Origin of the sequence: Vibrio sp. Vb1026 (assembly GCF_033338745.1) — a bacterium.
GTDB classification, from domain to species: domain Bacteria; phylum Pseudomonadota; class Gammaproteobacteria; order Enterobacterales; family Vibrionaceae; genus Vibrio; species Vibrio alginolyticus.
Window position 1 is genome coordinate 137,024 of the sequence record NZ_JAWOTH010000011.1, and the last position, 15,161, is coordinate 152,184.

Annotated in this window: 14 protein-coding genes; 9 read left to right on the plus strand and 5 right to left on the minus strand. The window is 43.6% G+C overall.

Annotated features, from left to right (window positions below; translation table 11 throughout):
• The first annotated feature begins 320 nt into the window (after nucleotides 1-320).
• The 4 genes from R7E47_RS16595 (at nucleotide 321) to R7E47_RS16610 (ending at nucleotide 3,517) form a co-directional block, all read left to right on the plus strand.
• On the plus strand, nucleotides 321-1,175 hold the full coding sequence (locus R7E47_RS16595; RefSeq protein ID WP_318084667.1) for a co-chaperone YbbN: 855 nt from the start codon (nucleotides 321-323) through the stop codon (nucleotides 1,173-1,175).
• Nucleotides 1,176-1,334: 159 nt separating this feature from the next.
• On the plus strand, nucleotides 1,335-2,252 hold the full coding sequence (locus tag R7E47_RS16600) for an SPFH domain-containing protein (RefSeq protein ID WP_005382060.1): 918 nt from the start codon (nucleotides 1,335-1,337) through the stop codon (nucleotides 2,250-2,252).
• 3 nt (nucleotides 2,253-2,255) lie between these two features.
• Nucleotides 2,256-2,717: an NfeD family protein gene (locus tag R7E47_RS16605; RefSeq protein ID WP_017634826.1), complete on the plus strand. Its 462-nt coding sequence runs from the start codon at nucleotides 2,256-2,258 to the stop codon at nucleotides 2,715-2,717.
• 617 nt (nucleotides 2,718-3,334) lie between these two features.
• The gene (locus tag R7E47_RS16610; protein WP_021707681.1) at nucleotides 3,335-3,517 is read left to right on the plus strand and encodes a hypothetical protein; all 183 of its coding nucleotides are present in this window, start codon (nucleotides 3,335-3,337) and stop codon (nucleotides 3,515-3,517) included.
• A gap of 40 nt (nucleotides 3,518-3,557) precedes the next feature.
• Here the strand turns inward: R7E47_RS16610 and R7E47_RS16615 are convergent, their stop codons facing one another.
• From R7E47_RS16615 to zipA, 3 genes are all read right to left on the minus strand, one after another.
• On the minus strand, nucleotides 3,558-4,967 hold the full coding sequence (locus R7E47_RS16615; RefSeq protein WP_005382055.1) for a hypothetical protein: 1,410 nt from the start codon (nucleotides 4,965-4,967) through the stop codon (nucleotides 3,558-3,560).
• Nucleotides 4,968-5,477: 510 nt separating this feature from the next.
• Complete coding sequence (ligA, locus tag R7E47_RS16620) at nucleotides 5,478-7,490, minus strand: NAD-dependent DNA ligase LigA (RefSeq protein ID WP_033906925.1); 2,013 nt, start codon at nucleotides 7,488-7,490, stop codon at nucleotides 5,478-5,480.
• 90 nt (nucleotides 7,491-7,580) lie between these two features.
• Nucleotides 7,581-8,537, minus strand: a complete 957-nt coding sequence (gene zipA / locus R7E47_RS16625; RefSeq protein WP_005382051.1) for a cell division protein ZipA — start codon at nucleotides 8,535-8,537, stop codon at nucleotides 7,581-7,583.
• Nucleotides 8,538-8,788: 251 nt separating this feature from the next.
• On the opposite strand from zipA, the gene cysZ reads away from it, so the two are divergent.
• From cysZ to crr, 5 genes are all read left to right on the plus strand, one after another.
• Nucleotides 8,789-9,532: a sulfate transporter CysZ gene (cysZ, locus tag R7E47_RS16630; RefSeq protein ID WP_031777216.1), complete on the plus strand. Its 744-nt coding sequence runs from the start codon at nucleotides 8,789-8,791 to the stop codon at nucleotides 9,530-9,532.
• Nucleotides 9,533-9,696: 164 nt separating this feature from the next.
• A complete protein-coding gene (gene cysK / locus R7E47_RS16635; protein ID WP_005382045.1) occupies nucleotides 9,697-10,665 on the plus strand; it encodes a cysteine synthase A in 969 nt (322 codons plus the stop codon).
• 300 nt (nucleotides 10,666-10,965) lie between these two features.
• The gene (locus R7E47_RS16640) at nucleotides 10,966-11,223 is read left to right on the plus strand and encodes an HPr family phosphocarrier protein (protein WP_005382043.1); all 258 of its coding nucleotides are present in this window, start codon (nucleotides 10,966-10,968) and stop codon (nucleotides 11,221-11,223) included.
• A gap of 140 nt (nucleotides 11,224-11,363) precedes the next feature.
• Nucleotides 11,364-13,088, plus strand: a complete 1,725-nt coding sequence (gene ptsI, locus R7E47_RS16645; protein WP_318084670.1) for a phosphoenolpyruvate-protein phosphotransferase PtsI — start codon at nucleotides 11,364-11,366, stop codon at nucleotides 13,086-13,088.
• A 121-nt stretch (nucleotides 13,089-13,209) separates the two neighbouring features.
• The gene (crr, locus tag R7E47_RS16650; RefSeq protein ID WP_005382041.1) at nucleotides 13,210-13,719 is read left to right on the plus strand and encodes a PTS glucose transporter subunit IIA; all 510 of its coding nucleotides are present in this window, start codon (nucleotides 13,210-13,212) and stop codon (nucleotides 13,717-13,719) included.
• A gap of 96 nt (nucleotides 13,720-13,815) precedes the next feature.
• Here the strand turns inward: crr and R7E47_RS16655 are convergent, their stop codons facing one another.
• Complete coding sequence (locus tag R7E47_RS16655) at nucleotides 13,816-14,940, minus strand: flagellin (RefSeq protein WP_017819971.1); 1,125 nt, start codon at nucleotides 14,938-14,940, stop codon at nucleotides 13,816-13,818.
• Between the two features lie 116 nt (nucleotides 14,941-15,056).
• Nucleotides 15,057-15,161: flagellin (locus R7E47_RS16660; protein WP_254661342.1), on the minus strand; the 105-nt coding region annotated here is incomplete at its 5' end.

Consider the following 15,161-nt stretch of genomic DNA (forward strand, 5'->3'; position numbering starts at 1 on the left):
GCCACCCATTACGTTTTGTAGCAATGTTTATACTACTGCGAGGCAACAATGACATTAAATCAGCTTAACTGGCTTAGTGTGGGTGTAGTGTTGACCATGTTCATCCTATTTTGATACCGCACTAACAAATAGCATTAGAATTGCGCTGCTTCGGCAGCGTTTTCTTTTTATCTAACACCTGAGCAGCAATAACCTCACTCTATTACCTCACGTTTTCTCAAAATAGAATGATTCATTATTGATGGTGAATGTCGCTTGAATTTCACCTAAATCAACTCCATATCTAATATCAACGACAGACACAAGGCAAGGATACTCTGATGCAATCCCCATTTATCGTTGAGATAACAGAACAGAACTTTCGCGAAACGCTTGAAGGATCAATGAACACGCCCGTTTTGATCCACTTTTGGGCCAACGCTCAGCCAGAAAGCGCACAGATACTCCCTGAGTTGCAATCTCTTGCTCAACAGTACAACGGTGCATTTACGCTTGCTCTACTAAATTGTGAAGATCAGCCCGCTTTAGCGTCTCAATTTGGCGTGCAAGTATTGCCAACTATCGCGCTGTTTATAAATGGTCAAGCCGTCGATGGTCTGGGAGGGCCCCAGCCAATTGATGCCATTGCTACCATGCTACAAAAGCATTTGCCAAGCCCAGATGAACAACTATTAAAGCAAATCAGTGAACTTCTTCAGCAAGGTGAGCATGCTCAGGCTTTGAGCATCATCCACACTTTGCCGCCAGAGCTGCAAGAGCGTGGTGATGTGAAACTCGCGATGGCTGATTGTTTGCTAGAAACCAAACAATTTGATATTGCCCAAGAACTACTGAACGCTATCCCTCTCGAGTATCAAGATAACTACTACAAGAGCCTAATAGCCAAGCTCGAGCTGCATTTGCAGGCTGCAGATAGCCCTGAGTTACAGCGACTAGAACAAGCATACGCAGCAGACATGGCAAACTTCGAACTCGCTTGTGAATTGGCGGTACAATACAACCAAGTTGGTCGGGATGAAGAAGCGTTGGAACTGCTGTGGAATATTCTTAAAAAAGACTTGGGCGCCCAAGACGGTGAAGTGAAGAAGACTTTTATGGATATTCTCAGTGCGCTAGGTCAAGGTAACGCATTAGCAAGCAAATATCGTCGCCAGCTTTACTCAATTTTGTACTAAGCGCCGCATTCTTCTAAGAATAAGACAACAAAGGCCGGGATTTCCGGCCTTTGTCATATAAAAAACCAATAACCTCTCAAAGGTCTCAGAACTTCAATTGTCTATTGTCTATAAATAGGTAAAAATGGATCGAACATTATGCACTTAAGGGAATAACTCATGCCAATTGATTCACTGATCACCATCGGTATTTTCGTCGTTCTTGCTGTCGTTATCTTATCTTCAGCCATTAAAACGGTTCCGCAAGGAAACAACTGGACAGTTGAACGCTTCGGACGCTACACCCACACATTAAAGCCGGGTTTAAACTTGATCATTCCATTCGTTGATAAAGTTGGTCAAAAAGTAAACATGATGGAGCGCGTTCTCGATATTCCTGCGCAAGAGGTCATTTCAAAAGATAACGCTAACGTGGTTATTGACGCTGTCGGATTTGTTCAAGTGATCGATGCTGCAAAAGCGGCTTATGAAGTCAACGACTTAGAACACGCTATTAGAAACTTGACCCTTACGAACATTCGTACCGTTTTAGGTTCAATGGAACTGGACGAAATGCTGAGCCAACGCGACATGATCAACTCTAAGCTGTTGGCGATTGTTGACCAAGCAACAAACCCTTGGGGCGTAAAAGTCACACGAATTGAGATTAAAGATGTCCAGCCACCAGCCGATCTGACCGCTGCAATGAATGCGCAAATGAAAGCCGAGCGTAATAAGCGTGCGGAAATTCTTGAAGCAGAAGGGGTTCGCCAAGCTGAGATATTAAAGGCCGAAGGTCATAAACAATCAGAGATATTAAAAGCTGAAGGCGAAAAGCAGTCTGCTATTCTCCATGCAGAAGCACGTGAGCGTGCCGCGCAAGCAGAAGCAAAAGCGACTTACATGGTTTCCGAAGCCATTGCAAAAGGTGACATGCAAGCCGTCAATTACTTCATTGCACAGGGTTATACCGAAGCGATCAAGAGCATTGGTCAAGCCGAAAATGGTAAAATCATTATGCTTCCATTAGAAGCAACCGGACTAATGGGCTCGGTTGCAGGGATAGCAGAAATGTTTAAACAGCAAGATAAAGAATAATTTATGGACTTTTTTAGTTTGTTGGAAGGTATCTCTTTCTGGCATTGGCTAGCGTTTGGCTTTGCTCTTTTAGCAGTTGAGCTACTTGGTACCGCAGGGTATTTTCTCTGGCTCGGGATGTCTGCACTTATCGTTGGAGCACTCATGACCGTTTTGCCAATGAGCTGGCAATTGCAATGGCTTTGCTTTGCAAGCTTCAGCTTAATCACCACCTGGCTTTGGTGGCGACGACAATGGTCTAAAGACAAGCAAGAAGACCAAGAAAGAGATCTGAACCAAAAGTACAAGCAGTTAATTGGGCGTACTCTTATCCTTGAAGAAGACTTTTCCGTCGGGCTCAATCGCATCAAGGTAGCCGATACCACATGGTCCGCACAATCGGATCAAGCACTTCCAGCCGGTACCCGCGTAAGAATCACCGATGTTGAAGGTATTATTTTAATCATTGAGCCTGATTCTAATTAATTTATGCCAAAGTAATGGGGCAAATCATGCTCCATTACTTTAATCTAAACAACTGCTTTCATTTCATTACCTTAATTAAAATCGAGAAAAAAATAAGTATTAGTAATATTATTAATACCCTACCTACCATTTCCTATTATTTAATTATTCAACACACGACAATCAATAAGATAGAAATATATCTAGGTAAATTATCGATCTAAATTTATTTTAAAAAATAAAACTTTATTGAATTATTTTTTGATCTTTTTATCCTCGGATACATACTTAACGCATAAGCATTTAAGTTGAGTGCTTTTTATTTGGTAAGTAAGAGGATGTACTATGAATAAGCTTCTCTTTTTAATGTTGTGCGGTATTTTTTCTTTTTCTTCCTTTGCCTACAACAACGGAAACGGCGGTACAACTAATTTGGGACCTATAGTCGAATGTAAGATGCCAAGTGGCGACGTTACGAATATTCCAAGTGAAATGTGTCGATTTAGAGGTGGGGAATGGGAATAGTAAAGAAGTAAGAGCTTAGTTTGATATAATAGCCCTATTCAACCTTGCCTTTCTGCGTAGTCACGGTTTATACAAGCACGTAGATATTTAAAGTTTATATTAAGGTGATTATTATGAGATTTTTATCTGGTCTATTAGTAATATCTTTTGCCATAATTCCGTTAACCACTCATGCTAATGGTGCATCCGGTGGTCGTACGTTAGGCCCAGAGATAAAGTGTGAGTTGCCAAACGGTAATGTACATATGTTGCCACCGTTATATTGCAAAATATACGACGGCCGAGAAGTGAAATAGAAAAGGAGCCTAGCGGCTCCTTTTATTATCTAATTAAGTATTAGTGGAAGCTGTAAGGGATAAGAACTTGTAGACGTAAGTCTGTTTCATCCGCATCGCCAGCACCTGCGTACTCATCACGTTCTAGGATTGTACCGTGTAAACGAATGGTAGAACCTTTAAGCGCGCCACTTTGTAGTGAGTAAGATACTGTTGCGTTAACTGCGTATTCGCTTTCGTAATCCCAGTCACCTGATGCTCCGCTTGCTGCAGAGTCAGCGCCAGTACCGTAACCAAAGCCTAGGTAGTAGTTCCAGCCGTTACCTTGGTTGTAAGATAGACGGTTGTACCATGCTAGCTCACCCGCTTTGTTCCAGTCAGACAGCGCGTCCCACCACTGAGACCAAGTACCATTGTTCATACCATATGTATGAATAGTACGAGGAACGAAGTCCGCACGGTTATCTGTGTCTGTGTAGCGCAACTCAGACATCCAAGCTAGCTTGCCGAAAGATTGATTCAAAGACAGACCAGTGTGGAAACCTAGACCATCGTATTTCACATCGTCATCAACACCGTAGAAATCAAATGCTAGAGTTGTACGATCGCTCACTGTGTACTTCAAATACGCTTTGTAAGATGTGTTATCAGTCTCGTTGTGGTAGCTAGTTACTTGACCTGCACCCCAGTCAACACCATTTGCATATTGAACGCCAGTAGCTTGACCCAAACCAAGTTGCATAAACAAGCTGTCAGTTAGGTTACCGTTTAGGCCTAGAGAGTGTAGGTAGCTCCATGAAGTGTCAGACCAAAGCGCTGGTGCGTAATCATCTTCGTGAAGCAGCCAAGGTGCTGTAAATTGGTCTGCGCCAAAGTAGCTTAGGTTGAAATCACCAAGTTTAGCGTTTAGTTCGAAACCACGGTAAGTACCAGGTACAAAGCTCCAAACGTTACCGATTGTACCGTTACCACCAGCCTGTAACATACCGAAACGAGCATTAAAGTTTTCGTTTGCTTTGAATTTCAGCGCTGCTTTGTAAACTTTAAGCTGCTGACCATCACCTGCACCCCAGTCTAGGTTGTTACAAGTTGAGATTTCGTTACATAGGTAGCCTTCGTTTGAATTGTAAAGACTATCGTTGTAAAGATCGCCAGAGTAGTAAGCCGCAACATCTGCGCCCACCCAACCATCGTGGTAGCCAGAAGTGAAGTCTAAAATTGCGTTGTAAGAAGAGTAGTTTAGACGACTCCAACGGTCACCATTTTCACCGCCGGGCTTACCTGTTGTACGAGTTCGTGAACGAGTATCAACTATGAATAATGCATTCAGACTTGAGTCTTGCATAAATTCGTTCACTTTCTCTACGTACTCGCCACCTGCTGCACTTTCAGTAGACGCTGTAGCTGGAGCGACAGCAACAACACCAAACATTGCTGCGGTTAACGCTGAAACCTTAAAAAATTTGTCCATGGAAAAACTCCTAAAAATGGATATAGCTGTATTTTTCTATCTCACCTTTAGTTGGCCGCCGAAGGAGAGAAGTAAATTCCTGATCAAACCTCATTATTTCTAATTTGGCTTTTTTTAGTTCCTGCATACACACCGTGTATCCACGTGATTAAGACTAACTTCGCAGCTAAAAACATCCAAATGGAACTTATTTTTTTTCTAAAAAAATATGAGCCACTCCAAAGTTCCATATAACTTATTGATCCAGATCTTATTTTTAACAACACCAACACAACTCAACAAAATATCATTTAAAATCAAAAATTTAAATTTAGCCTAAAAGTATCAACTTGAAGTCACTCGCAGACTAAAAAAGCCAAAAAAACCAATAACCCAAGGTTCGATCTTGATCACTGAAAAGAACAAAGGCATCAATTACTCAATAAAAAAACACTTAATTATGAACAAGAAAAAGCCCCGCATGCTTACCATACGGGGCTTTTAGTTATTTTTTAGCTTTTTTGAGAAGACTTAATTCATCAATTCGAGTAAGTCTTGTTCTGTTTTAATTTCGATACCCAGTTCTTGTGCCTTTGCGAGCTTCGAACCTGCATTTTCACCAGCAAACAAAATATCGGTTTTCTTAGAAACACTACCCGTCACTTTAGCCCCCAGTGCTTGGAGGGCTTCTTTGGCTTCTGTACGCCCCAGTTGAGAAAGTGTTCCCGTTAATACTACTGTTTTACCTTCTAATGGTAATTCCCCCACCTGCTCAGTAGTATTAATCTCTGGCCAGTGGATCCCTTGTTCAAGCAAATCTTTAACCACCGCTTGGTTCTGTTCTTCACTAAAGAAAGTCGTAATATGTTGAGCAACCACAGCACCGATGTCTTGCACTTCAATCAACTGCTCTTCGGTAGCATTTTGGATCGCTCCCAACGTTTTAAAGTGCATTGCTAAGTTTGCTGCGGTTGCCTCGCCAACTTCACGGATCCCCAGTGAATACAAAAACCGAGGTAAAGTCGTTTCTTTGGATTTTTCTAACGCATTCACAATATTCTGCGCAGACTTTGGCCCCATGCGATCTAGTACGGTTAAAACCCCCGCAGATAACTTAAATAAGTCAGCAGGAGTTTTCACCATCTCACGGTCAACAAGCTGCTCGATCACTTTATCGCCTAAACCGTCAACGTCTAACGCTTTACGAGAAACAAAGTGTTTTAGCGCTTGTTTGCGTTGGGCTTGGCAAACTAAGCCCCCCATACAACGTGTTACCGCTTCTCCTTCGATCCGCTCAACATGCGAACCACAAACAGGACACTGAGTTGGGAAAACAATATCTCGAGCTGTTTCTGGTCGACGCTCTTTGATGACAGAAACGACTTGCGGAATAACATCGCCAGCACGGCGGATCACAACGTGATCACCAATCTTGACTTGCAGACGTTCTATCTCATCTGCGTTATGAAGCGTCGCATTACTTACCGTTACCCCACCAACAAATACAGGCTCTAGTTTAGCAACAGGTGTAATCGCACCAGTGCGACCGACTTGGAACTCCACTTCATTCAGTGTCGTCATTTCTTCCTGAGCTGGGAATTTGTAGGCAATCGCCCAACGTGGAGCGCGAGCAACAAACCCCAGACGCTCTTGCACGGCAATATCGTCAATTTTAATAACGACACCATCGATCTCATAAGGGAGGGCATCACGACGCTGCAATATATCTTGGTAGTAAGCTTTTACATCCGCCAAGCTTTCAACTCGCTTAGTTTCCGGACACATTGGCAGCCCCCAAGATTTGATTTGCAAAAAGCGTTCGTAATGACTTGCTGCCAATTCTGCGCCTTGCACCACGCCTACACTGTATGCATAGAAGCTAAGCGGACGAGAAGCCGTAATACGTGAATCCAATTGTCGTAAGCTACCTGCCGCAGCGTTACGTGGATTAACAAAGATTTTCTCGCCTTTCTTCCTTGCTAATTCATTGAGCTTTTCAAACCCAGCTTTCGGCATAAAGACTTCACCACGAACTTCAAGACGATTTGGCCAGTCATTACCCCTGAGTTTTAAAGGAATGGCTTTAATCGTACGCACATTCTCTGTGATGTTTTCACCCGTAGTACCATCGCCTCGAGTGGCCGCCTGAACTAAAACGCCATTCTCATATAACAAACTTACGGCGAGTCCATCCAATTTAGGCTCACAACAGTATTCTTTCACACTCAGGCTTCCCACGCGCTCTTGCGCGCGCTTGTGGAAACTATCAAGTTCACTATCATCAAACGCGTTATCAAGCGAAAGCATCGGTACTTCATGTGTCACTTGGCTAAACGCAGAGAGAGGTTGTCCACCGACACGTTGGCTTGGCGAGTCTACGGTTATTAAGTCAGGGTTCTCAGCTTCAATATCCAGTAACTCTCGCATTAAACGGTCGTACTCGGCATCAGGGATCTCTGGGTTATCTTCCACGTAGTAACGCACAGCGTGGTAATGCAACGACTCTTTTAGTTCTTCTAGTCGCTGAAGTACTGATTCAGACATAGTAAAGCCCCGTGTATTTTCAATCGGTGAGGTTGGGAAATTCAAGAAAAAGGGCTCCATCCGGAGCCCTATTATTATTTGCTGTTAAGATTATGCGTTAGCGGCATTAAACTCAACTATTTGACGTCGATAAGATGCTAAACGATCTGGCGTCATTAAGTTGCGCTGGTCATCAAGTACGTTACCACCTAAATCATCAGCAATTTGCTGCGCAGTTCGGAGCATTAAGTTGAAGTTCTGTTCAGCCTCGCCATAACAAGGCAATGTCATGAAGAATGAAATACCCTTCGTTGTAAACTCAGCAGGATCAGCATGCTCAAACGTACCAGGGTGCATCATATTAGCGACGCTAAACAGCACTTTGCCGTTACCGGACAAGTCGACATGACGGTGGAAAATATCCATCTCGCCATAAATTAGACCGTTTTGTTGCATACTTTCAAATAAAGCAGTACCAACAAATGGCTCTTCACCAGCACAGTGCACATTCAATACAATCACTTGCATTTCAGGTTCTGGCTTTGGCTCTTCCTTAGGCTCTGCAACGACAGGCTCACTAACCGTTTCGACTTGCTGTTCTTTCTCCGTAATATCAAACGCGGCGGGAATAGCGTCTTCTTCCACAGCGGGCTGGAATGGCTCTTCAGCTACTGTTGCTTGAACAACAGGCTCAACGTCCTCTTCTTTATCTTTTTCTGCAACAAATGAAGGGATGTCATCCGGCTCCTGCTGCGTCTGTTTGACTTCAGATGGACCACCGAATAACGGGTCAGATTCAAACTTGTTGTCGAAAGAGCTCGCCATCCCAAAATCTGGTTCTTTGCGATCTTTGCGAATGATCTCAAAGTCATCTTCAGGAGCGGGAGCGAAGTCTCGTTCTTTCTCAACAAGATCATTTTTGTCTTCTTGGTTAACATCCAGCTTACCAAGTGGCTTGTTACCAAACTTTGCTTTGCCTTCTTTTTTACTGCTCCATAAACCATGAAACAGTAATGCCGCGATGGCTAATGCGCCAACAACAATGAGTACGAATCGCAATTCCTGCATTATTTACTCTCAATATACTTGTTTTTACTACTCGCAGTTCCTTGAGCAGCAACCCAAGTGCAATAAATCTGAATGATACGTTTACTTTACCAAAACTATATGTAGATTTAGAACAACTTAATGCAAGAAGTTCCGTTTTTTGTTGTGATTCTTGCCACGATTCCACTTAACAAGACGTCATTTGTCAGGGCTTTGAAAGAAAAGTCCTCACAGGTACAATGAGTTTTCATTTACACGAAGCCAAAATAGACATGAAGAAAAACAATCAGCAGAGAACCGGGTTCGGTTATTTTCTATACGGGATACAATTGGCACTAGCCCCTAAAATCAGGCGCTTTGTCATCTTACCTCTACTTGCAAATATCTTGCTTGTAGGTGGTGCCATCTTCTATCTATTTTCAAACCTTAATATATGGATAGAAGGCTGGATTGGGCAGCTGCCTGAGTTTTTATCCTGGTTAACTTACATTCTTTGGCCTTTACTCGCTCTAACGATACTCGCTACCTTCTCCTATTTTTTCAGCACGCTCGCGAACTTTATCGCCGCGCCATTCAATGGCCTCTTGGCTGAAAAAGTGGAAGAGTACTTAACGGGACAAAAAGTAAATGATGATGGTTTCACTGCCGTCCTGAAAGATGTTCCTCGCGTTTTAGCTCGTGAGTGGAGAAAGCTCCTTTACATTTTACCTAAAGCAATAGGCCTATTCCTGTTATTGCTCATCCCTGCCCTTGGACAAACAGTAGGCCCATTTTTATGGTTTATCTTTACCGCCTGGATGCTCGCGATTCAATATTGTGACTACCCGTTTGATAACCACAAAATCCCATTTAACAACATGCGTTACAAATTGAAACAAAAGCAAGGTAAGGCCTATGGCTTTGGGGTATTGGTGTCTGTATTTACGACGATCCCAATTTTGAACCTCATTGTCATGCCTGTAGCAATATGTGGTGCAACCGCTATGTGGGTCGCGGAGTTTAAGCACCAACGATAGTCGATTAGAGATTAAGGAAAGGGATCAGCGCCAGCTTTTCCCTTTTCTTTTATCAAGTTCTGGGCCAACCTAATAAGATATAACTTTTTAATCCTTTTCCCTTTTTTTCATACCGCATATTCTTCTATCCATATTCACACAACGTGTAATGAAGGAACATCACTATGAGCAAAATCTACGAAGATAACTCTCTTACTATTGGTAATACACCTCTCGTTCGTCTAAACAAAGTAAGTAAAGGCAAAGTTCTCGCGAAAATTGAAGCGCGTAACCCTAGCTTCAGTGTTAAGTGCCGTATCGGTGCAAACATGATTTGGGAAGCAGAGAAAGCGGGCCTTCTTAAGCCAGGTGTAGAGCTTGTAGAACCTACCAGTGGTAACACAGGTGTTGCTCTAGCATTCGTAGCGGCTGCTCGCGGTTACAAGCTAACATTGACCATGCCTGAATCAATGAGCCTAGAACGCCGTAAGCTACTAAAAGCACTAGGCGCGAACCTTGAGCTGACTGAAGCGGCGAAAGGCATGAAAGGGGCGATTGCTAAAGCAGAAGAAATCGTAGCAAGCAACCCTGAGAAGTACCTACTTCTTCAACAATTTGACAACCCAGCGAACCCAGAAATCCACGAAAAGACTACGGGCCCTGAGATTTGGGAAGCGACAGACGGTGAAATCGACGTATTCGTTGCTGGTGTTGGTACGGGCGGTACTATCACAGGTACAAGCCGTTACATCAAAGGTGAAAAAGGCAAAGCCATCACTTCTGTTGCAGTTGAGCCAGCAGAGTCTCCGGTTATTGCACAAGCACTTGCTGGCGAAGAAATCCAACCTGCCCCACACAAAATTCAAGGTATCGGTGCTGGTTTCATCCCTGGTAACCTCGATTTAGACATTATTGACCGTGTTGAGCAAGTTACCTCAGAAGAAGCGATTGAGATGGCTCGTCGCCTAATGGAAGAGGAAGGTATCCTAGCTGGTATCTCATCTGGCGCAGCGGTTGTTGCAGCGAACCGACTTGCAGAACTACCTGAATTTGAAGGAAAAACAATTGTAACTGTCTTGCCAAGTTCCGGTGAGCGTTACCTAAGTACAGCACTCTTTGCAGGTATCTTTACCGAAAAAGAGAACCAACAATAATATGTGTTCAAATCAATTTTTAGTTTAAAAAAGCCCCGTTTAGGGGCTTTTTTGTTGATCCCTGCCCTACCTTTGGTAATATCAGGGTGTTTTATTTCTAGCTTCAAAATAAAGAAGCAGAACACAAAAAGGTTTCAAAGTGATTACGCACGCAAACAGTTGCGTAGTTACCAAACTTTTGACTAGTATCAGAACTGACGCGCTTTGAACTCTTCCCGTGCTAGCGCACAAGATGTAAAGCAGTTAAGCTAAAATCTGGTCACAAACTAACAAAAAAATACATTTATTGGGGTATATCACATGTACGAGAAGCAAGTAGAAATCACAGCAGAAAACGGCCTTCACACTCGTCCAGCTGCACAGTTTGTTAAAGAAGCAAAAGCATTCGACGCAGACATCACTGTGACTTCTAACGGTAAAAGCGCTAGCGCTAAGAGCCTGTTCAAACTACAAACACTAGGCCTAGTAAAAGGTACTCAAGTTACTATTTCTGCTGAAGGCCCACAAGCTCAGCAAGCAGTTGACCACCTAGTTGCTCTAATGGACCAACTACACTAATCCGGTCTCCTACTCCAGAAGCCATTTTGTGAAAGCAAAATGGCTTCGTTGGAAATAGGCTCAAAACTAAGCTAAAACTATTCGTTAGCGCACCCATTATTCTCCCGTTTTATAAAGTTGACCAAACTTAAGGTAAGGCTATGATTTCAGGCATCCTAGCATCTCCTGGTATTGCAATCGGTAAAGCACTACTACTTCAAGAAGATGAAATTGTCCTAAACACAAACACTATTTCTGACGATCAAGTAGAAGCTGAAGTTCAGCGTTTCTTTGACGCTCGTAACAAATCTGCAGCTCAGCTAGAAACTATCAAGCAAAAAGCGCTTGAAACGTTTGGCGAAGAAAAAGAAGCGATCTTTGAAGGTCACATCATGCTTCTTGAAGACGAAGAGCTAGAAGAGGAAATCCTAGCACTTATCAAAAACGACAAGATGACTGCTGATCACGCTATCCACTCAGTGATCGAAGAGCAAGCATGTGCTCTTGAGTCTCTAGACGACGAATACTTAAAAGAGCGTGCAACTGACATCCGCGATATCGGTTCTCGTTTTGTTAAGAACGCACTAGGCATCAACATTGTTTCGCTTAGCGATATCAACGAAGAAGTAATTCTTGTTGCTTACGACCTAACGCCATCTGAAACTGCACAAATCAACCTAGACTACGTGCTTGGTTTTGCTTGTGATATCGGCGGTCGTACATCTCACACTTCAATCATGGCTCGCTCACTTGAGCTTCCAGCTATCGTTGGTACTAACGACATCACGAAGAAAGTTAAGAATGGCGACATGCTGATTCTTGACGCAATGAACAACAAGATTGTTGTTAACCCATCAGAAGCTGAGCTAGAAGAAGCGAAAGCGGTTAAAGCAGCATTCCTAGCTGAAAAAGAAGAGCTAGCGAAACTGAAAGACCTACACGCAGAAACGACTGACGGTCACCGTGTAGAAGTTTGCGGTAACATCGGTACAGTGAAAGACTGTGACGGTATCCTTCGTAACGGCGGTGAAGGTGTTGGTCTGTACCGTACTGAATTCCTATTTATGGACCGTACTGCGCTACCAACTGAAGAAGAACAGTACCAAGCGTACAAAGAAGTTGCGGAAGCAATGAACGGTCAAGCTGCGATCATCCGTACTATGGATATCGGCGGCGATAAAGATCTCCCATACATGGATCTTCCAAAAGAGATGAACCCATTCCTAGGTTGGCGTGCTGTACGTATCAGTCTAGATCGTCGTGAAATCCTTCGTGATCAGCTACGTGGCATCCTACGTGCTTCTGCACACGGCAAACTGCGTATCATGTTCCCAATGATCATCTCTGTCGAAGAAATCCGTGAGCTTAAGAAAGCGATCGAAGAGTACAAAGAAGAGCTACGCGCTGAAGGCCACGCGTTCGACGAAAACATCGAAATCGGTGTTATGGTTGAAACTCCTGCTGCTGCTGCGATCGCACACCACTTAGCGAAGGAAGTGTCTTTCTTCTCTATCGGTACAAACGACCTAACTCAGTACACGCTAGCGGTTGACCGTGGTAACGAGATGATTTCTCACCTATACAACCCACTATCACCAGCTGTACTTACAGTGATCAAGCAAGTTATCGACGCTTCTCACGCAGAAGGTAAATGGACTGGTATGTGTGGTGAACTTGCAGGTGACGAGCGTGCAACACTTCTACTTCTAGGTATGGGTCTGGACGAGTTCTCAATGAGCGGCATTTCAATCCCTAAAGTGAAGAAAGTTGTTCGTAACTCTAACTTCGCAGAAGTGAAAGCAATGGCTGAAGAAGCCCTTTCTCTACCGACAGCAGAAGAAATCGAAGCCGTGGTAGAAAAGTTTATTGCTGAGAAAGCTCAGTAATCGGTAGTACCAAGTAATTCAATACTTAATGGCCATTAGACGGCGAAAAAAGTCGTCTAATGAGCTATATTGGTATACTATAATTCGACAGAATAAAACCAAACCTTAGGAGCATGACACAATGGGTCTGTTTGACAAACTTAAGAAGCTTGTATCTGATGACAGCGCTGACGCTGGTGCTATCGAAATCATCGCGCCACTTTCTGGTGAGATTGTAAACATCGAAGACGTGCCAGATGTTGTTTTCGCTGAGAAAATCGTTGGTGACGGTATTGCTATCAAGCCAGCAGGCAACAAAATGGTAGCTCCTGTAAACGGTACTATCGGTAAGATCTTCGAAACTAATCACGCGTTCTCTATCGAGTCTGACGACGGTGTTGAGCTTTTCGTTCACTTCGGTATCGACACAGTTGAACTAAAAGGCGAAGGCTTCACGCGTATCGCTGAAGAAGGTCAAACTGTTAAAGCTGGCGACACTGTAATTGAATTCGATCTAGCTCTTCTAGAAGAGAAAGCGAAGTCAACGCTAACTCCAGTTGTTATCTCTAACATGGACGAAATCAAAGAGCTAAACAAGCTTTCTGGTTCTGTAACTGTTGGTGAAACTCCAGTTCTACGTGTAACTAAGTAATTTTTACTTAATCGAACACGAAAAAACGCTGCCATTGGCAGCGTTTTTTATTACCTGAAATTTTGTTTCTGATCGACTTACATCAATGAAATCCGCTCAGCTAAGTAATCCAAGTGCCGAACTCTGCCTTTGCTTCGCTTGAGCGAGTAATGCAGTTGTCGCATCTTGGAGCACTTGAGAACGCACCATTTCCGTAGATTCTCTTGCGAAGTCTGTATCTCTTATTCGACTCTTGGATTCTGTAACACTCCGATTCACAGTATTTAAGTTATCCATCGAGCCGTTTACACGGTTCTGAAAGCTGCCAATTTCACTCCGGTGCGAATCAACATACTTAATTGCTGCATCAATCACCCCAATTGAAAGCTGCGCCTTACCTGCCGTCGACATATCGATGTCATCCATTGTGACTAATTGACCAGCGCTCACATCAAGCTCATCCGCTAAACTCCCTTCGAGAACCACACCCTCTGGCGCCTTCATCGTAGAAGCGAAGAATTGCAGTTCGTTGTTTTCCGTTACTGAAGCATTCACTATCGATTGTTGAGCATTGATGTAAGTGGCGACCTGTTCTATGCGGTCACCCAATTTGAGTCCAATGGATTCCGTTTGGGTTTGCCCTTTACTGTCTTGGTATTCGACTTTTAGGGTTTGGTTATCTTTAGTGACTCGCCAATCTTTATCGACCGCATCACCAACATAATGCTGCCCTCCCATCTCTGGGATATGGCTACGCATGTTACGTAACGTCAAAGAGATTGAATTAGCGTTCGCGCCAATATGGAAACTTTGTGAACCGTAAGATCCATCAAACAGGTTTTTATCCGCAAATGTTGTCGTGATCGCGACACGATCAAGCTCATCTTGCAGCGCTACGACCTCATATTGAATACTTTGCCGATCACTTGAGTCATAACTGCCGTTTGCTGCTTGAAGCCCCAGAGAGCGTAAGCGTTGCAATATGTCACTGCTTTCGTGCAATGCTCCCTCCGCTGTTTGAGCAACAGAAAAAGCGTCGTGCGCATTTCTTAAGGCGACATCAAGCCCTCTCGTTTGTACATGGAGAGTATTCGATATCTGTAAACCTGCCGCATCATCGCTCGCCGAGTTGATTCGAAACCCCGAAGTTAGGTTGCGTTGTGACTCAACATTTTGCGCAGCTGCTTGACTCAGGTGTCTCTGCGCCACCATCGCAGAAACATTGGAATTTAAAGAGATCATCTAATCGATATGAATGCCTTATCGAACATACTGTCAGGACACATCTGAATCGTTATAGCCAATAAGCAAAAAGCCAGGGATGAGCCTGGCTTTGGTTTCTTGCTTTGTTAAATTGATTAACCTAGCAGACTTAGCGCTGAGTTAGGCGCTTGTTTCGCTTGCGCAAGGATTGAGCTTGACGCTTGCGATAGAATTTGTGATTTGGTCATTGCCGTCGTTTC

Coding starts and splice junctions, on each gene's coding strand:
- R7E47_RS16595 (WP_318084667.1), top strand. CDS start 321: ATGCAATCCCCATTTATCGTTGAGATAACAGAACAGAACTTTCGCGAA.
- R7E47_RS16600 (WP_005382060.1), top strand. CDS start 1,335: ATGCCAATTGATTCACTGATCACCATCGGTATTTTCGTCGTTCTTGCT.
- R7E47_RS16605 (WP_017634826.1), top strand. CDS start 2,256: ATGGACTTTTTTAGTTTGTTGGAAGGTATCTCTTTCTGGCATTGGCTA.
- R7E47_RS16610 (WP_021707681.1), top strand. CDS start 3,335: ATGAGATTTTTATCTGGTCTATTAGTAATATCTTTTGCCATAATTCCG.
- R7E47_RS16615 (WP_005382055.1), bottom strand. CDS start 4,967: ATGGACAAATTTTTTAAGGTTTCAGCGTTAACCGCAGCAATGTTTGGT.
- ligA (WP_033906925.1), bottom strand. CDS start 7,490: ATGTCTGAATCAGTACTTCAGCGACTAGAAGAACTAAAAGAGTCGTTG.
- zipA (WP_005382051.1), bottom strand. CDS start 8,537: ATGCAGGAATTGCGATTCGTACTCATTGTTGTTGGCGCATTAGCCATC.
- cysZ (WP_031777216.1), top strand. CDS start 8,789: ATGAAGAAAAACAATCAGCAGAGAACCGGGTTCGGTTATTTTCTATAC.
- cysK (WP_005382045.1), top strand. CDS start 9,697: ATGAGCAAAATCTACGAAGATAACTCTCTTACTATTGGTAATACACCT.
- R7E47_RS16640 (WP_005382043.1), top strand. CDS start 10,966: ATGTACGAGAAGCAAGTAGAAATCACAGCAGAAAACGGCCTTCACACT.
- ptsI (WP_318084670.1), top strand. CDS start 11,364: ATGATTTCAGGCATCCTAGCATCTCCTGGTATTGCAATCGGTAAAGCA.
- crr (WP_005382041.1), top strand. CDS start 13,210: ATGGGTCTGTTTGACAAACTTAAGAAGCTTGTATCTGATGACAGCGCT.
- R7E47_RS16655 (WP_017819971.1), bottom strand. CDS start 14,940: ATGATCTCTTTAAATTCCAATGTTTCTGCGATGGTGGCGCAGAGACAC.